Source organism: Pseudomonas sp. B21-010, from assembly GCF_024749325.1.
Classification (GTDB): Bacteria; Pseudomonadota; Gammaproteobacteria; order Pseudomonadales; family Pseudomonadaceae; genus Aquipseudomonas; species Aquipseudomonas kilonensis.
The window spans coordinates 3,451,850-3,470,073 of the sequence record NZ_CP087198.1 but is presented as its reverse complement, the minus strand read 5'-3'; the positions used below and the strand labels follow the sequence as shown (position 1 = coordinate 3,470,073).

At 59.9% G+C, this 18,224-nt stretch carries 14 protein-coding genes; 8 read left to right on the top strand and 6 right to left on the bottom strand.

The window, feature by feature from the left end; translation table 11 throughout:
- Window positions 1–9 precede the first annotated feature (9 nt).
- On the bottom strand, window positions 10–1,263 hold the full coding sequence (gene mexE / locus LOY50_RS15145) for a multidrug efflux RND transporter periplasmic adaptor subunit MexE (protein WP_092142931.1): 1,254 nt from the start codon (window positions 1,261–1,263) through the stop codon (window positions 10–12).
- A gap of 481 nt (window positions 1,264–1,744) precedes the next feature.
- Entirely contained in the window at window positions 1,745–2,509 is a 765-nt protein-coding gene (locus tag LOY50_RS15140; protein ID WP_258688192.1) for an ABC transporter substrate-binding protein, read from the bottom strand.
- A gap of 447 nt (window positions 2,510–2,956) precedes the next feature.
- On the opposite strand from LOY50_RS15140, the gene LOY50_RS15135 reads away from it, so the two are divergent.
- Window positions 2,957–4,894, top strand: a complete 1,938-nt coding sequence (locus LOY50_RS15135) for a GGDEF domain-containing protein (RefSeq protein ID WP_258688190.1) — start codon at window positions 2,957–2,959, stop codon at window positions 4,892–4,894.
- A gap of 34 nt (window positions 4,895–4,928) precedes the next feature.
- On the opposite strand, the gene LOY50_RS15130 is transcribed toward LOY50_RS15135, so the two are convergent.
- Entirely contained in the window at window positions 4,929–5,816 is an 888-nt protein-coding gene (locus LOY50_RS15130) for a LysR substrate-binding domain-containing protein (RefSeq protein WP_253475158.1), read from the bottom strand.
- Window positions 5,817–5,917: 101 nt separating this feature from the next.
- On the opposite strand from LOY50_RS15130, the gene LOY50_RS15125 reads away from it, so the two are divergent.
- Window positions 5,918–6,343, top strand: a complete 426-nt coding sequence (locus tag LOY50_RS15125) for a VOC family protein (protein ID WP_018601473.1) — start codon at window positions 5,918–5,920, stop codon at window positions 6,341–6,343.
- 37 nt (window positions 6,344–6,380) lie between these two features.
- Here the strand turns inward: LOY50_RS15125 and LOY50_RS15120 are convergent, their stop codons facing one another.
- Window positions 6,381–7,319, bottom strand: coding sequence for an AraC family transcriptional regulator (locus LOY50_RS15120; RefSeq protein WP_253475153.1), 939 nt, complete (start codon window positions 7,317–7,319; stop codon window positions 6,381–6,383).
- A 118-nt stretch (window positions 7,320–7,437) separates the two neighbouring features.
- Between LOY50_RS15120 and LOY50_RS15115 the strand changes: the two genes are divergently transcribed.
- The 4 genes from LOY50_RS15115 to LOY50_RS15100 all read left to right on the top strand — a co-directional run bounded on the left by LOY50_RS15115 (window position 7,438) and on the right by LOY50_RS15100 (window position 11,407).
- Window positions 7,438–8,316, top strand: coding sequence for an NAD(P)H-binding protein (locus LOY50_RS15115; protein ID WP_053180084.1), 879 nt, complete (start codon window positions 7,438–7,440; stop codon window positions 8,314–8,316).
- 197 nt (window positions 8,317–8,513) lie between these two features.
- Complete coding sequence (locus LOY50_RS15110; protein WP_003202289.1) at window positions 8,514–9,134, top strand: TetR/AcrR family transcriptional regulator; 621 nt, start codon at window positions 8,514–8,516, stop codon at window positions 9,132–9,134.
- 137 nt (window positions 9,135–9,271) lie between these two features.
- A complete protein-coding gene (locus LOY50_RS15105; RefSeq protein ID WP_253475149.1) occupies window positions 9,272–10,084 on the top strand; it encodes a thioesterase family protein in 813 nt (270 codons plus the stop codon).
- Between the two features lie 51 nt (window positions 10,085–10,135).
- Complete coding sequence (locus LOY50_RS15100) at window positions 10,136–11,407, top strand: OmpP1/FadL family transporter (protein WP_258688184.1); 1,272 nt, start codon at window positions 10,136–10,138, stop codon at window positions 11,405–11,407.
- A 67-nt stretch (window positions 11,408–11,474) separates the two neighbouring features.
- Here the strand turns inward: LOY50_RS15100 and LOY50_RS15095 are convergent, their stop codons facing one another.
- The gene (locus LOY50_RS15095; protein ID WP_258688181.1) at window positions 11,475–12,260 is read right to left on the bottom strand and encodes an SDR family oxidoreductase; all 786 of its coding nucleotides are present in this window, start codon (window positions 12,258–12,260) and stop codon (window positions 11,475–11,477) included.
- 63 nt (window positions 12,261–12,323) lie between these two features.
- Window positions 12,324–13,784, bottom strand: a complete 1,461-nt coding sequence (locus LOY50_RS15090; RefSeq protein WP_258688179.1) for an efflux transporter outer membrane subunit — start codon at window positions 13,782–13,784, stop codon at window positions 12,324–12,326.
- A gap of 214 nt (window positions 13,785–13,998) precedes the next feature.
- Here LOY50_RS15090 and LOY50_RS15085 point away from each other — a divergent pair, with 214 nt between their 5' ends.
- Together LOY50_RS15085 and LOY50_RS15080 are read left to right on the top strand one after the other, a co-directional pair.
- A complete protein-coding gene (locus tag LOY50_RS15085; protein ID WP_258688175.1) occupies window positions 13,999–15,108 on the top strand; it encodes an efflux RND transporter periplasmic adaptor subunit in 1,110 nt (369 codons plus the stop codon).
- On the top strand, window positions 15,105–18,185 hold the full coding sequence (locus tag LOY50_RS15080) for an efflux RND transporter permease subunit (RefSeq protein ID WP_258688173.1): 3,081 nt from the start codon (window positions 15,105–15,107) through the stop codon (window positions 18,183–18,185). Before LOY50_RS15085 ends, LOY50_RS15080 begins: the two co-directional genes overlap by 4 nt.
- The last annotated feature ends 39 nt before the right edge of the window (window positions 18,186–18,224 follow it).

Here is an 18,224-nt window from a genome sequence, read left to right as displayed (position 1 = left end):
TTCAGTCCCTTAACCGCGTGGGGTGGCAGCGGCCAATTTGCCTGCCGCCCCTGACGCGTCCTTGGATGGCGCGACTTGGGGCAGGTTGCTGGCTTCGAGCGCTTTACGTTGTTGTGCCAGGGCGGCAATGGTTTCATCGCTGGCCATCGGCACGGTTTCAGGCGTGACCGGTGCACCTGGACGAGCTCGTTGCAGCCCTTTGACGATGATGGTGTCGTTCTTGCTCAGGCCGCTGCGCACGATGCGCAGGCCTTCGATCTTCGGACCCAGTTCGACGGCGCGATAGGCCGGCTTGTTCTCGGCGTCCATCACCAGCACGAATTTCTTGCCCAGGTCGGTGCCGACGGCTTCGTCGTTGATCAGCACGGCGGCGTAAGTGCCGCTGCCCACCAGCTTCAGACGGGCATAGAGGCCTGGGGTGTAGGCGCCGTCCTTGTTGTCGAACACGGCGCGACCACGAATGGTGCCGGTCTGCGGGTTGACCTGGTTGTCAACGAAGTTCATCTGGCCCTGGTGCGGGTTGCCGTCTTCGTTGGACAGGCCCATGTAGACCGGAGTGGCCTGGCCGCGCTGGCCCTGGCGGGCAAGTTGGGTGTACTTGAGGAAGACACGTTCGTCGGCATCGAAGTAGGCGTAGACCTTGTCCGTGGAGACCACGCTGGTGAGCGGGGTGACGTCGGCGGTCACCAGGTTGCCGGCGGTGATGGCCGCCCGGCTGACGCGACCGCTGATGGGCGAGGTCACCCGGGTGAAGCTCAGGTTCAGCTTGGCCAGGTCCAATTGTGCCTGGATGGCCGCAGCGGCAGCGCGGGCTTCCTGGGCGGCGCTGGTGCGCGAGTCGGCCAGCTCGGCGGAAATGGCATTGCTCAAGCGCAGGCGTTCGCCACGCTGGGCTTCGTTCTCGCTGCGGGTGGCGGTAGCGCGGGCTTGGGCCAGTTGGGCTTCGAGACGACGTACTTCAGCCTGGAAGGGGCGTGGGTCGATCTGGAACAACAGGTCGCCTTTCTTGACCAGCGCACCTTCGGTGAAGGCCACTTCGTCGATCTGCCCGGAAACCCGTGGGCGGATCTCGACGGTTTCCGGCGCTTCAAGGCGCCCGGTGAACTCATCCCATTCGTTGACAGGTTGCTCCAATACCTTGGCCACACTGACTTTGGCCGGCGGCATGGACGCTGCCGTGTCGGGAGTCTTGCCGCAGGCGCTCATCACCAGCACCGCCAGCAGCGCGAGGGGAAAACGCAGTTTTGAAAGTGAATGTTCCATGGATAGCATCCGCCAATGTATTGAGAATGGGCGGATGATGCGTGGCGCAAGGCAGAGGAACGAATCGAATGAAGCAAAGGTAACTATCACTCAGAATGATATAAGCCATCGATAAGGCCTCTAGTCCGGGAGTGCGGGGCACTTTGGACAAAGCAAGGGAAGCCGTGGCGAGGGAGCTTGCTCCCGCTTGAGCGCAAAGCGCTCACAAAGAGGGGCCGCTACGCAACCCAGCGGGAGCAAGCTCCCTCGCCACAGGGGTGGTGCGTTGGCTGGAATGATCAGCAGAAAACCTGCGGGAGCGAGCTTGCTCGCGATAGCAGGCTCACATTCAACATCTTCATTGGCGGTCATACCGCTATCGCGAGCAAGCTCGCTCCCACATTGGCTTCGGCAAGTCTTGAGTGGTTGGATTGCTCAAGTACGGGCTTTGTTTCCTTTTATATCAAATTTATTGATGGTCGCCGGGTGACCTGGCTCAAGCCTAGTCCGGCAAATAAACATCATGGACCCGCTTGATGGTCCCATCCGCGCGAAGCGCTTCAACCGCTTTGCGCAAATCCTCGACCATTTTTGGCGAGCATTGCTTCGAGCAGGCCAGGTAAAGGTCAGCGCTGCTGCCGACCTTGCTCATGAGCAGTTTGCGCTTGGACACCTTCGGCCAGATGTACAGACTCTCCGGCACGCCGTTGAACCAGGCATCGATACGCCCCATCAACAGCATTTGGGCGGGGTTGTCGCCAATGGCCAGCGGATAGATCTGTTCATCGCTGAACCCTTCGGTGCGCAGGATATCTTCCTGTGCGCTGCCCAGGCCGACGCCGATCTTGCGGTAGGTTTCCTTCGCTTGGGCGAAGCTGCTCACGCGCCGCTCAAGGCTGAAAAAAGCGCGCTCCATGGGCATGATCGAGGCGATCCAGGTGAAGCGATCCTCGCGGGTGGGGATGCGCGAGAGGGGTGTGATCAAGTGGTCGTGTTCTTCACTGACGTGCTTTTGTGCCCTGGCCCAGGGGAGCACATGGATTTTCACGGCGTACCCGGCCTTGGTCATGGCTGCCACGGCGACATCGCCGACGATTCCGTGGCCCCTGGGGTCGTCGACGAATGTCAGCGGCGGTGCGTCGAGGATATGCAGTTCTATCTCCAAGGGTTCACCGCGTGCGTTGCTGACAACCAACAGCGGTAACAGCAGACAAAGCCTGGATAGCGCTCTGGTGGGTGCATTCAAGACGCGTTTGCTCGGGCTCATGATCGATACTTCAGGCATGGAAAAGTGGGGGCGTCATTCTACGAGGCGGCGCCGGGAGCAGCGTGCTGCTGGCCGATTTTATGTGATGCGGCGCATCCCGCGCGGGTTCGCCGCAGTCGTTTATCTGGACACGTCAGTCTGTTGCATTGGCCTGACCGCGTGTCTCTGAAGGTATAGATCATCCCGTCGATAAAAACCTTGAGTCGATACCGGATCAAGGCGGTTAATTCAAAGGCCGTTAGCACCCATGCGGATGATTGGAATGTCCACCCACTTTATTTATCGACAAACCGCTCAAGTAACGGAGCAACGGGTCCGTTACATATTGAGAGGGGGTAAATCTCTGGCCCTCGGCAGTAACCCAGTTTTACCGATCAAGCGTCATCGCCCTATGCATAAAAGGGGGATCGCAGGTTTCGGTGCGGGGTCAGTAAAGGAAGTTGATAGATGGTGCAAGAATCCCCTGAGGTCGTATCCCGTAAGAACTCGCTCACCACGCGCGCACTGCGTCTTGCCATATTCCGCATTGGCTTGGTGTCGTTGAGCGCGGGGGCGATTTCCTATTATGTCAACTCGACCTCGATCGAAAGAGAGGTGACCGGGCAGTTGCTGTTGTCTACCGAGCAGTCCTTGCAGCGCGAAGCCTTGCCGTTTCGTGAAATCAAGGATCTGCAACAGAACTTTCTCAATGAGTTCAAGGAAATCCTGTCTCGCCCTGGCATGCAAGCCAGGCTGGTGAACGACTTCCAGCAGATATTCTACCGTCACGAAGACGGCTCCTATACGCAGCGCCCTCAGCTGTTCGAAGGCCAGCCGTTGGCCGACGGGCGCCGCTTTGCCGAGATGTCTGCGACCTACGCGCCTGACATCGCGCCCAACGACGACACCAAGGCGCGTTTTGCCCTGTCCTACATCCTGTCCCACAAGTACGGTTCCAGCACCAAGGGCCGTCTATTCAATTTCTACGGTGTGGTGCCCGAAAAAGGCTTCCCCATCTATCAGGACGCCGACATCGCCAAGGTATTCACCTACTCGGGGCCCGAAGCCCTCAAGCTGGAAACCTATGAGTTCTATGAGCGCGGATTCGGCACGCCCGGCAACGACACACTGTTTACCCGCATGTATTGGGATTTCTCCAACAATGCCTGGATGACGACCATCGCCACGCCCGATGTGGCCGATGGGTCCGGCAAGCACCGTATCCTGGCGTGTGTCGATGTGCTGCTTGATGAGCTGATGAAACGTACCGCCAAACCCGCCATGCACGGTGCGTATAGCACACTGTTCATCGCCAATGATGAAGGCACGCTGATCTACCATCCGGGCGTCATGGAACAGGTCAAGAGCAGCGAGGGCAAGGCATCCATCCAGTCGCTCAAGATGGCTCAATACTACCCGTTGCTCGAAGCCGTTCCCGCGCTGGCGCCTGGCCAGGCGCGGATCGTCCAGACCCAAGACGACATCGTTGCGATAGGCCTCATTGCCGATACGCCTTGGGCGCTCGCTGTCCATTACCCGCGCAAGCTGATGACCCCGGCGGTGCTGGATAACCTGGCGATCGTGGTTATTCTTGGGCTGCTGACCCTGTTGGTGGAAATCTTCATCTTGCGTTCCATTCTGCAAAAACAGGTGGCGGCGCCGCTGTTCCGCTTGATCCAGGCGGCGCGACTCCTTGGGATAAGCAAGGAGCGCCTGCGTGCCCAGCAGTTGCCAACCCACTCCTCTGACGAAATCGGTGAGTTGGCCCGCGCCTTTGCCAAAATGGTCGAGCGGGTCCAGGACGCCCATGAACATCTGGAACTCAAGGTGCAGGGCCGCACCGCCGAACTCGAAAAAGCCAATCGACAATTGTATGAGCTGAGCAACACCGACGGCTTGACCGGTATTGCCAATCGTCGCTATTTCGATGAAGTGCTGCACAGTGAATGGCGGCGCAGCTTGCGTGCAGGCACCGTGCTGTCACTGATGCTGATCGACGTCGACTATTTCAAGAAATATAACGACCACTACGGGCATCAGGCGGGTGACGACTGCTTGCGCAGGGTCGCCCAGGCACTGAAGACCCATGCCCAGCGGGCGGGTGATCGGCTGGCGCGTTACGGCGGCGAGGAATTTGTGCTCATCACCAGCACCAGCACGGGGATCGACAAGGCCTTGGAGCATGCCCAGGCCATTTGCCAAGCGACGCAAGACCTGGCACTGCCCCACGAAATGTCACCGTTCGGCATGGTGACCGTGAGTATTGGCCTGGCAGTGATGGCGTTCATCAAGGAGGGGACGGCAGACGAACTGCTCAAGCAGGCCGATCAAGCCCTTTACAGTGCCAAGGAGCGGGGCCGCAATCAGGTGGTATTGGCCGATAGCTTCGTGAGGAAGATTGTTTGAAGGAAGTGCGCCACGCGTTCTTTTGCGGACAGGACTATGGGATGAGCCCAACGTCGGCCTGGGCTTGCGCCGCTATCAGTTGCACCAGTATCTCCGCCGGTTCGGCAAGGCTTGGTCGAGTTCGATGGACGAGCCCGACATCACGGTGGAAGGTGTGCTCCGCGAGGTCGAGGGCACGTACACCCTCAGGCCATTTGCGGTGGGTCGCGGTTTGCGGCACCAGGGCCACACCGACGCCGTTTCCAACCAGCTTGATGATGGCCTCCAGTTCATCCAGCTCGCTGACTTCATGCAAGGCGAAATGCATCTTGCGCAGGAAACGGTCCACCTGCCGGCCGCCGAATGACGCCCGGTCATAACGAATGAAGGGTTGGCTGCCAAGCAGTTCGGCCCAGTCGTCTCCGGGGAGCGCGCTCGGAACGATCAGTCGATACGGCTCCAGCGCCAGCGTCATCCAGCGCAGATCGCTTTGCAGCGAGAAAGGCGGGCGGATGATGGCGGCCATGTCGATTTCGCCGGCATCCACCAGGTTGATCAACTCCATCGACACGCCGGGAAGGACCCGCGTGCGGCACTGCGGACATTGCTGGTGAAACCTGGCGAGCGCGTCTGGCAGGAAGGAGCGCTGCACCGAAGCGATAGCGCCAATGTTCACCAGGACGCTGGGGGCAAGCCCGGCAGGGCTCGCGCCAAGATTGTCGTAAAGGCGCAACAATTCCTGGGCTTGCAAGAGTATTTGATGGCCCATCCGATTGAGATGAGCCGAGCGTCCCTTGCGGTCGAAAATCTCGAAGCCAAGCTCGGCCTCCAGACGCTGGATCTGCGCGCTGACCGCCGCCTGGGTGAGGCCGATTTTATTGCCTGCGGCAGCGAAAGTACCTTCCCGTGCTACGGCGATAAGGGTCTTGAGTTCTTTGATCATTCACAAATATTAATTGTGTTACTGAGAGAAATATATTGTTTTTCTTGTTTTTAGCCCGGCCTTACGATGGCCCGGTCCTTACAAAAGCAACAGGAACCGTGATGAGCCTTTCTCCCTTCCATCTCGCAATCCCAGTTTATGATCTTCCAGGCGCTCGGGCCTTTTATGGCGAGGTGTTTGGGTTGCAAGAGGGCCGCTCCAGCGCCCACTGGGTCGACTTCAACTTCTACGGTCATCAGTTGGTTATTCATGAACAGCCGAAGACCGCTTCCCAAGAGAGTGTCCACAGCAACCCGGTAGATGGGCACGACGTGCCGGTGCCTCACTTCGGCATCATTCTGGGTTGGCAGGAGTGGGAGGCGCTGGCCGAGCGGCTGAAATCCTTTGGCACCGAGTTTGTGATCGAGCCTTACATACGTTTCAAAGGGCAGGTGGGGGAGCAGGCCACGATGTTTCTGTTCGATCCTTGCGGTAATGCGCTGGAATTCAAGGCGTTCAAGGATATGAGCCAGCTTTTCGCGAAATGATCAAAACAAAGGCACGATGGTGTTGTGCCTTTTGATGTCAAGGGAGCAGCTGATTCTGCGCGGGGTTTGCCATTCGTGCCGCGTAGAGCCGGGGCGAACACCCCATGATGCGTTTGAAAGCGGTGCTGAACGCGCTGTCCGACTCATAACCGAGTGACAAGGCGATGGATGATATCGAGTCGTTGGCATTCAACAACTTGTCCGCCGCCAGCAGCATTCGCCAACGTCCCAGGTATTCCATGGGTGAGGTGCCGACCTTCGCCTTGAACCTGAGAGCAAAGCTGGACCGCGATAGTCCGGCGCGCTTGGCTAATGCCTGCAACGTCCAGCGATGGGAGGGTTGACTATGCATGGCTTCGATCGCGGTCCCGATGGTTCTATCGGCCAAGGCGTAAAACCAACCGACATGCTCTGTTGCTCCTTGCGCGAGGTGCGCTCGCAGGGCCTGAATCAGCATGATGTGCGCCAGGTGCTTGACGAGTAATGAACCTCCCGGTTGGTTTTCGCGCAATTCGTATCGCATCCGCTCCAGTGACCAGCGCAGATCGGCCTGCGCCGAGCTGTTGCGAATGTGCACGATAGGCGGGAGCTGGCCCATGAGGAACTGGGCATGTTCGGCGGCTAACGTAAAACGACTGCCGGCAAGAAAACAATCGCCACCGCCGTTGTAGGTCACGATGCCGTCGGCACGAGTCGCAGGAAAGAGGTTGCTGGCATCGACGGTGGGCAAGGCGAGATCGCTAGCCAGGCGAAACCGTCGTCCCCCTGCGGGTATCAGGAAGCAATCGCCGGTCTCCAGCCTTATAGGCTCGGGAATGCCGTCCATGACCAGCCAGCACCGGCCGGAAATAACGGCATTGAATTTGTTGGCGTCAAAGGTGCTGAACTGAATTGCCCATTCTCCGCCAGCGTCCAACCCCGCGGAGGAGTAACTGTGTGGCCTGAAGAGCGAGAGGAGGTCTGAAAGCGGATCCATGGGCATTCCGGACGATGGCAAAGAAACTTGGGACGCTGGAGCATAGATCGTATCGATCCTCGCGACTACTGTGTGCGCACTCAGGCCTGTTGATACGGCCTGTCGAATGGAGTGCATCATGATAGTTGTCACCGCCCCAACCAGTAATATTGGTAGCCAGGTGCTTGAACGGCTTCTCGCTGAACGTGCGTCGGTTCGTGTGATAGCCCGCGATCCTTCGCGGCTGCCCGCGCATACCCTGGAGCGCGTCGAAGTCGTTGCGGGTTCTCACAGCGATGACGAGGTTGTCGATCGTGCTTTTCGAGGCGCCGACTCGGTGTTCTGGCTGGTTCCCCCTGATCCTCGTGCGCTCAGTGTCGAGGCGGCTTACCTGGACTTCAGCCAGGCGGCTTGTCGCGCGATCAAGCGCCATGCTGTCGGACATGTTGTCGGTGTCTCCGGCCTGGGGCGCGGGGTTGCAGGTAATGCCGGCCTGGTGTCAGCCTCTCTGGCGATGGATGATCTCATCGCCAGCACAGGGGTAAATTATCGTGCACTGGCGATGCCGACGTTCATGGACAACATCCTGCGCCATGTTGACTCCATCAGAGACGCGGGGGTGTTTTACTCGCCAGTGTCAGGGGATCTGAAACTGCCCACCTGCGCCACTCGCGACATCGCCGCCGTTGCTGCCAAGCTGTTGATGGACCGAGACTGGACCGGTTACGACGACGTGCCCGTACTGGGTCCTGAGGACGTGTCGTTCAATGACATGGCGCAAATCATTTCCGAGGTGCTGGGCAAACCTGTGCGTTTCCAGCAAGTGGCCTACAACGATTTCAAGGATGGCTTGCTGGGGGCTGGCATGTCGCCCGCAATGGCGCAGGGTGTGCTGGATATGATGGTCGCGAAGAACAATGGACTCGATAAGGCTCAATTGCGAACGCCTCAATCGACCACGCCGACTCATTTCCGTCAGTGGTGCGAGGAGGTGCTCAAGCCTGCGGTACTGCGTTGAATGTTTCGGCCTCTGTCGTTGCATCCTCTCCAATATCGAAATAAGGCTCTCAGCGATAGGTATCGGTCTGGCCAGAGGCTAGATGGGAAAATAGGCAAATACATGCGAATGCCATTCATGAGTCTTGAGCGGTTTATGACTAAATTACAATTTGGTCACAGATTGTCAACCCTCCTCAGGATGCGTAAGCTGCTCCCATGAACCAGCCCTCAATACCTTCGCCCAGCACCCGCGGCCCCGCCGATCACGACATTCGAAACCAGATTGTCGCGGCGGCCAACGAGCATTTCAGTCAATACGGCTATGGCAAGACCACGGTGTCCGACCTGGCCAAGGCCATCGGGTTCTCCAAGGCCTACATCTACAAGTTCTTCGACTCCAAGCAGGCGATTGGCGAGGCCATCTGCAGCCAGTGCCTGGCAGAAATCGTCGCGGCGGTGGAGCAGGCCATCAGCGAAGACGGGCTTTCAGCGACGGAGCGTTTTCGCCGCCTGGTCAAGGCCCTGATCACCACAGGCGTAAATCTGTTTTTCAATGATCGCAAGCTCTATGACATTGCGGCGTTTTCCGCGTCGGAGCAATGGCCCAGTTCGCAAGTCTATAACGCTCGGATCAAGAGTTTCGTGTTGCAAATCGTGCGCGAGGGACGGGAACTGGGCGAGTTCGAACGCAAGACGCCACTGGACGAAACCGTAGACGCGATCCATCTGGCGCTGCGGCCTTTCGTCAATCCCTTGCTGCTGCAGTACAGCCTCGATTACGTCGAGGTTGCCCCCACGCTCACCTGCAACCTGATCTTGCGCAGCCTCATGCCTTGAGCTGTGGCTGAAGATTGCACCCAGGTCATTGCAGGCGACGCCTTTACCCATCCGATTCACCTCTTGCTCCAGCGGTTGATGGTCGCCTTTATTTATCCAGTTCGTGACTATTGACACAAATGGTCACATGAATAAATATGACGCATCTGCTCTTAGCCTGGGGCGTCGGTATGACGAGCTTTGCCAAACTGCTGCAGCAATTCGATCCAGACGCCCCCTTTGTTTCTCCGCCCAACTGGCAGCAAGGTCGTACCATCTTTGGCGGGCTTTCAGCGGCGTTGTCGTTGCAGGCGGTCTTGCGGGAACGTCCGGCGGACTTCCCTGCGTTCAAGTCCGCCCAGGTGTCGTTCATCGCCCCGGTGACACAGGCCCAGACGTTCGATGTAAGCGTGTTGCGCCAAGGGCGATCAGTCACCTCGGTATCCGTCGACTGTCTGTCGGGTGATGACTTGGCGTTGCGCACGATCCTGCTGTTCGCCCAGCCCCGGGAGAGCAGGATTACGCACGATTCCTGGGGCCGGCCGTTTGTGGCGGGACCGTCCCACTACGCCACCCTGGCGCTGGACAGCAAGATTGCTCCGGCCTGTGCTTATAACTTCGAGATGCGTCCTGCGGGCGGTTCGCTGCCGGTGTCCGGTGCTGAAAGTCCCGAATTATTGATGTGGGTACGCCATCTGGATGCCCAGGGCGTGGACCCGGCCGTTGCCCTGATTGCACTGGCTGACAGTTTGCCGCCGGCCGCCATGACCTGTTTCACCGAACCCGCCGCTATCAGCTCCGCGTCCTGGATGATTGACCTGCCGCAGCCAGCCGCTGTCGGCGAATGGTTTCTTGTTAGCTCTTTCAGCCAGCAGGCACTGGAAGGGTACTCGCTACAGGACATGGAAATATGGGACGAAAGCGGCCGCCGCGTGCTTTGGGCGCGCCAGACGGTGGCGATTTTTACCTAGTCCAAACAACCCAGGCTGCAGCCCCCAGAGTTCCAATCCAGAGTCCCAATAATGAAAAAAATAATACTCAAGGCCCCCGTAGGCCTCGTCGTTGCATTCGCCACTTCTCATGCGCTCGCAAGCGGTTTTGCCCTGAATGAACAGAGCATCAGCGGGATGGAATCGGGGTTTGCCGGTCGCTCGTCCTCGGCCGAGGACGCGAGCACCGTCTTCGGCAACCCCGCGGGCATGTCTCGTCTGAAATCAGAGCAGGTCAGCCTGGGGGCGGCGACGCTCTTCGCGAAGAATGACATCAGCCAGACCCGCAGTACCTTTGGCGGCCAGGAGGACGGCGACGTCGTGCCCACGACCACCGTACCCATGGGTTACTACGTCAAGCCCATCGATGAACATTGGGCGTTCGGCGTGGGTTTCTATGTGCCGTTCGGCCTGATTACCGATTACGGCAGCGACTTTGCCGGGCGCTACTACGGCAACAAAAGCGAGGTCACGACGCTCACGTTCCAGCCCACCATCAGCTATGCCTTCAATGACAGGGTTTCGATCGGGTTCGGTCCGACGGTCAACCGTATCAGTGGCGAGATAACCGGCACAGTGCCCAACCCACTGAGTCCGGGTCGCAATGATGGAAAACTCAAAAGCAACGGCGACGATACGGCCCTTGGTTTCAATGCCGGAGTGCTGGTGCAGGCGACGGATCGAACCCGTGTGGGCTTGACCTACCATTCCAAGGTCAGCTACCACCTGGATGCCAAGACCAAGGTCACCAACGGCATCTTTAGCGTGTTAGGTGTCAGCGGCGAGAGCTATGACGCTTCACTGGATGTGGACACCCCGGAGTCCGTGGACTTCTCGGTGACGCACCAGCTCGATAACGACTGGACCCTGTACGCGGGCAGCACCTGGACACGCTGGAGTCGCTTCAAGGAGCTGACCATCGAGAATACGGGCTTGCCACCTTTATTGAGCGGTGCGCTGGGGACCATTACCGAAGAGCAGAACTGGCACGACACGTGGGCTCACGCCATTGGCACGGCGTATCAGTTGAACAGCCAGTGGGTGTTACGCGCAGGCTTCTCGGTCGACCAGTCGCCCGCCAACAACACCAACCGTGGGCCACGGATTCCTACTGGCGACCGAAAAATCGTCAGTTTCGGCGCCGGCTGGACGCCAGTGGACAACGTCACGATCGACGTCGCTTATTCCTATCTGTGGGAGGAGAGCGTACGGGTCAACGAAACCTCGCCAGCCCGAGGTGCCTACAGCTCCAAGTACAGGAACAGTGCGAGCGGCCTGGGTACTTCCGTTAGCTATCGCTTCTGATCGAGTGCCGCTTTACCGGCCGGGAGTATAGGCTGACTCCCGGCTTTCAGAGCGCTTCGCCATCCTTTCAGGCTCCCATGATGCGTGCCATGAGACCTTGGTGAAACCGACGCGGCGTGGCCCAGGTCAGGACGGTCATTGCCTTGTTGCCAAAGCCCGGCACGACACTCAATCGTCCGGCTTGCAGTGCTCGAATGCCTGCGCGGACCACGGGTTGTGGCTGCATCATGACCATTTTCAAGGCTGGCGTAATCGTTTGCCTGGCGCTTTGCGCAAACCCTGTATCCGACATCCCTGGACAAAGTGCCGTCACGATGACGCCGTCGCTTTTGAGTTCACGATGCAACGCATCAGAGAAGCGCAGCACGTAAGCTTTAGCGGCAGAGTAAACGGCAAAATTCTTCACGCCTTGAAAAGACAGCAGGCTGGCGACCATCAGGATGTGTCCACGCTTGCGGACTCGCATGTCTGCCGCGAAGACGTGAGTCAGGGCCGTCAGGCTGGCGATATCCAGATCAATCATGGCCAGGGAACGATCCAGAGGCTGATCCAGAAAAGGCCCTTGCAGTCCATGTCCCGCATTGTTGATGAGCACATCGACCACTATTTTTCGCTCGCTCAGACGCTTATGCAGTTCGATGACCGCGGGGATCGACGACAGGTCTACTTGCTCGACGAGCACATCAATGGCGAAGCGTTCGCGCAACTGAGCGGATAACGCTTCGAGCTTATCCAGCCTGCGCGCTACCAGGACGAGCGATTTCCCTTGTGCTGCGTATTGCCGGGCAAACTCTTCGCCAAATCCGCTTGAGGCGCCAGTGATGAGCACCCAGGAGCGTTCGTTCGGTTTCATGTCGTTGGTCTCTGGTTGTGAGCTGAAGGAGAAGGGCTGCAAGCGTTGGGTGATTTGGTCAACTCAGCGAGTCGCCACCGGCTGGGCCTCAGGAGGCTGCCAGCCACCACCGAGCGCCCTGAATGCGGCCACCGCCGCCCGTGCCGATTCTGTGCGTGCTTGCGCCCGTGCATCGGAGACTTGCAGCAGCGTCGCGTCGGCATTCAGGACATCGATCAGGCTGGCTGTGCCTTTCTGATAGGCAATGAATGACGATTGGCGGGCCTGCGTCAGCGAGGTTTCGCCCTGGGTGAGGGTGCTCGCCTGGGATTCTCGATTCACCAGCGCGGAGAAGGCGTTCTCGACGTCCTCGGTGGCGCGCAATGCGGACTGGCGGTAAGCCGCCAGTGCTTCGGCTTCCTGGCCCTTGGCCTGATCGATTTGCGCATTGATGCGGCCAAAGTCGAAGAGTCTCCAGCGCAGGCCCAGAGCGCCAACCGCCTGGCTGGCGTCGCCGGTGAACAGGTTGCCCGCGGAAACCGCTGTGGCACTGCCCAGCAACGCACTGAGGGAGAATTTCGGGTAGTACTCAGCGACGGCTTCGCCAATACGCGCATTGGAGGCGGCAAGACGGCGCTCGGCCACGATCAGGTCTGGTCGGCGGCGCAGCAGGTCAGCGGGGGTGCCCATGGTCGTTATCTGTGGCGCCAGAGGGATGCTTCGTCCGTTCGCCAGTTGCGTGCGATGGGTACCGGGCGACGTGCCAAGCATGACATCCAACGCATTCATGGCAGCGTCCAGGCCGGTCTGCAGCACGGGCACCGTCGCCTGGACCTGTGACAGGGCGCCCTCGACCTGATGAACCTGATAGCTGGCCGCAAGGCCCTTGCTGTAGAGCAGTTGGGCTTTCTCCAACAGATCCTGCTGCGTCTTGACTTGTCGATTGGCGATGTCCAGCCGCGCCTGCAACCCGCGGGCAGTGATGTAGAGATCGGCGGTCTGCGCGGCAACGACCAGTCGTGTCGCCGCGACGCCTGCCTCGCTAGCTTGGTATTGGGCCAATGCGGCCTCGCGTCCACGGCGCAGGCCGCCGAAGAGGTCGATTTCCCAGCTGGCCCCCACGTCAAGTTCGTAAGCGTTCCCGTACCGGTCGTATCCGGGCGTCGAGTTCAGCACTTGGCCAAGGGGTGTTTCCACGGATTGGTATGAGCGGGCGGCCTGGCCGCTGATGTTTCCAGAGGGCAATAACGCGGCATTTGCAGCACCCAGGCCTGCCCGTGCCTGGGTGACACGGGCCGAAGCCTGCGCCAGGTCCAGGTTCTGCTCAAGTGCCTGGGCAATCAGGTCGCTGAGCACTGGGTCAGCAAAGCCTTCCCACCACGTGACGAGGCTGGCCGATGTCGCTGCGGACCTCTGCTCGACAGACGCCTGGCCCAGGTAACGATGCGCCAGCGCAGCGTTCGGACGCTGGTAGTCCGGACCGACCGTGCAACCTGTCATCAAGCTGAAGCTCACCAGCAAAGCGGCGGGGTGGAGGGGCGACATTGAGACTCCTGGAGCCATGGATGGTTTGTGACCATATTATATTGTGGTCACAATCTGTCAATGAACACTCATAGGACGCAGCGGCAATATGATCTGTTAATCGGCAAGCATTGCTGCAATCAATGCAATGTGATGGCTTGTGACGATTGACAGTAATGGTCACTAGATTGAGAATGAGGCTCCTGTCCTATCTGCCCAAACCAAAAGGGAACCTATGCTCCGGCTTCGACCTGTCACCTTTGCCGTTTGCTTGTTGCCTCTCGTCCTGACGGCGTGTGGCGACTCATCCACCGCTAAAGATCCACGCACGCTTGCGCCCTTGGTGCGGGTCTCTGAAGTCCAGGGTTCGTCTGATCTCTCGCGATCTTTTACCGGCGTCGTGGCGGCTCGGGTCCAGAGCGACCTGGGCTTTCGGGTAGCGGGCAAGGTGCTTGAGCGCCTGGTCGATAGCGGACAGGTCGTCAAACGGGGGCAGCCGTTGATGCGCCTCGACCCCATCGACCTGGGGCTGCAGGCGCGAGCCCAACAAGAGGCAGTCGCTGCCGCTCGGGCCCGGGCCAAGCAGACCGCCGATGACGAGGCACGCTATCGCGACCTGGTCGCCGCAGGCGCTATTTCCGCCTCGGGCTACGACCAGATAAAAGCCGCTGCCGATACTGCCAAGGCACAACTGAGTGCCGCACAAGCGCAGGCTGACGTTGCCCAGAACGCGTCTGGTTATGCCATGTTGCTCGCCGATGCCGACGGCGTGGTGATGGACACGCTCGCCGAGCCTGGGCAAGTCGTCAGCCCCGGGCAAACCGTGGTTCGACTGGCGCGGGCAGGGCAGCGTGAAGCCGTTGTGCAATTGCCCGAGACCTTGCGGCCTGCCGCAGGCTCCACCGCACAGGCGACGCTTTATGGCGTCACCACGGGGGCGGTCACCGCGAAGCTGAGGCTGCTTTCGGATTCGGCTGACCGCGTGACGCGTACCTTCGAGGCTCGGTATGTGCTGGAGGGTGCACTGGCCACTGCGCCGCTGGGTTCGACCGTCACCCTTCGCATCGCCGAAGACAGCGCGCAACGGCAGGCGCTGCAAGTGCCGATCGCTGCCGTTTTTGACCCGGGCACCGGCACCGGCGTGTGGGTGATAGACGGGGAACCGGCGAAAGTCACCTGGCGACCTGTGCAAATCCTGAGTTTGAGCGATGACGCTGCGCGAGTCGCCGGCAAGCTCAATGTGGGCGAGCGTATTGTCGGGCTCGGCGCCCACCTGTTGCGTGAAGGTGAGCAAGTGCGGCTGGCTCAACCGGGTGACGTGAAGGTTGCCGGGGGCCGTCCATGAGCCTCAACCTGTCGGCACTCGCTGTTCGCGAGCGCTCCATTACCGTGTTCCTGATCTTTCTGATTGCCGTCGCAGGCACCTTGGCGTTCTTCCAACTGGGACGTGCCGAGGACCCACCGTTTACGGTCAAGCAGTTGACCGTCATCACGGCATGGCCAGGCGCGACCGCCCAGGAGATGCAGGACCAGGTCGCCGAACCGCTTGAAAAGCGCCTGCAAGAGCTGAAGTGGTACGACCGCACGGAAACCTACACCCGTCCGGGCCTAGCTTTCACCATGGTGTCGCTGGTCGATCGCACGCCACCTTCGCAAGTGCAGGAGGAGTTCTACCAGGCGCGCAAAAAGCTCCAGGACGAAGCACTCAAGTTGCCAGCGGGAGTGATTGGGCCGATGGTCAATGATGAGTTTTCCGATGTGACGTTCGCGCTTTTCGCCCTGAAAGCCAAAGGCGAGCCACAACGGTTGCTGGTGCGCGATGCTGAAGCGTTGCGCCAACGCCTGTTGCACGTGGCGGGTGTGAAAAAGGTCAACATCATCGGCGAGCAGGCCGAACGCATCTTTGTCTCCTTCTCCCATGACCGGCTGGCCACTTTGGGCGTTTCGCCCCAGGACATCTTCGCCGCGCTGAACAGCCAGAACGTACTCACGCCCGCCGGTTCCATCGAAACCAACGGGCCACAGGTCTTGCTCCGGGTAGACGGTGCCTTCGATAAATTGGCAAAAATCCGTGACACGCCCCTGGCGATTCAAGGTCGCACGCTCAAGCTCTCGGACGTCGCGACCGTTGAGCGTGGTTATGAAGATCCGGCCACCTTCCTGGTGCGCAATAACGGCGAAGAAGCGCTGTTGCTGGGCGTCGTGATGCGCGAGGGCTGGAACGGCCTGGACCTGGGCAAGGCCCTGGACGCGGAGACGGCCAGGATCAATGAAGGCATGCCGCTGGGCATGACGTTGACCAAGGTCACCGATCAAGCCGTGAACATTGACTCGGCCGTCGGCGAGTTCATGGTCAAGTTTTTTGTCGCGCTGCTGGTCGTAATGCTCGTTTGCTTTCTCAGCATGGGCTGGCGTGTAGGCGTTGTGGTCGCAGCCGCCGTACCGTTGACACTGGCGATAGTGTTTGTGGTGATGGCGGCCACCGGAAAGAACTTCGACCGGATCACCCTGGGCTCGTTGATCCTGGCACTTGGGCTGTTGGTGGACGACGCCATCATCGCTATCGAGATGATGGTGGTGAAGATGGAGGAGGGCTACGACCGGATCAAGGCCTCCGCGTATGCCTGGAGCCATACGGCCGCGCCGATGCTGTCCGGCACGCTGGTGACGGCCATCGGATTCATGCCTAACGGCTTCGCCCAGTCGACCGCCGGTGAGTACACCAGCAACATGTTCTGGATCGTCGGCATTGCCCTGATCGCTTCCTGGGTGGTGGCGGTGGCCTTCACCCCTTACTTGGGGGTGAAGCTGTTGCCGGACATCAAGCCGGTCGAGGGCGGTCACGCAGCCATCTACAACACCCGCCACTACAATCGTTTTCGCCAGGTCCTGACCCGCGTCATCGCGCGCAAATGGTGGGTGGCCGGCACCGTGATCGCGACATTTGTCGTGGCGATTCTCGGCATGGGGCTGGTGAAGAAACAGTTCTTCCCGACCTCAGATCGTCCCGAGGTGATGGTCGAAGTGCAGATGCCCTATGGAACCTCTATCGAGCAGACCAGCGCCGCCACCGCCAAGGTCGAGGCCTGGTTGCAAAAACAGGATGAGGCAAAAATCGTCACGGCCTACATCGGCCAAGGCGCGCCACGCTTCTATTTGGCGATGGCACCGGAACTGCCCGATCCTTCGTTTGCCAAGATCGTGGTATTGACCGACAGCCAGGAAGCGCGCGAGATCCTCAAGTTCCGTCTCCGTGAGGCGGCTGCCGAGGGGCTCGCCCCAGAAGCGCGGATCCGGGTGACGCAACTGGTGTTCGGTCCGTACTCGCCATTTCCGGTTGCCTACCGGGTGATGGGGCCTGATCCGTCGAAATTGCGCGAGATCGCGGGCCGGGTCCAGGATGTCATGCAGGCGAGCCCGCTGATGCGAACCGTCAATACCGACTGGGGACCACTGGCGCCGACGTTGCATTTCACCCTGGACCAGGATCGTTTGCAGGCGGTCGGCCTGACGTCAAATGCCGTCGCGCAGCAATTGCAGTTCCTGCTCGCGGGGGTGCCGATCACGGCGGTTCGCGAGGGCATCCGTTCGGTGCAGGTGGTCGGTCGTGCTGCCGGTGACATTCGCCTCGATCCGGCCAGGATCGAAGGGTTCACCCTGGTGGGCGCGGCGGGCCAGCGCATTCCGTTGTCCCAGGTGGGTGAAGTGGATGTGCGCATGGAGGATCCGATTCTTCGTCGTCGTGATCGCACCCCGACCATTACCGTGCGCGGCGACATTGCCGAAGGCTTGCAGCCACCGGACGTTTCGAGCGCGATCATGAAGGCACTGCAGCCGGTCATCGAGACGCTGCCGAGCGGCTACCGGATCGAGCAGGCGGGCGCCATCGAGGAGTCGGGCAAGGCCGGCAAGGCGATCGTGCCGCTGGTGCCGATCATGGTGGCCCTGACGCTGCTGATCATCATCGCGCAGGTGCGTTCGATCTCGGCAATGATCATGGTGTTCCTCACCGCACCGCTGGGCCTGATTGGCGTGGTGCCGACCCTGCTGATTTTCCAGCAGCCGTTCGGGATCAACGCCTTGGTCGGCCTGATCGCACTCTCGGGCATCCTGATGCGCAACACACTGATCCTGATCGGGCAGATCCATCACAACAAACAGGAAGGGCTGGACCCGTTCCACGCGGTCATCGAAGCCACGGTTCAACGGGCCCGCCCGGTACTGCTGACGGCGCTGGCGGCGATCCTGGCCTTCATTCCGCTGACGCATTCGGTGTTCTGGGGGACGCTGGCCTACACGCTGATCGGCGGCACGTTCGTTGGCACCATCATGACGCTGGTGTTCCTGCCGGCGATGTATTCCATCTGGTTCAGGATCCGTCCTGACCCTTCAGCGCACGCTCAGACAGCTGTGCAGGCTTAAGCAGCGCACTTGTGCTTTTTAGTGAACATCGACTGAGAT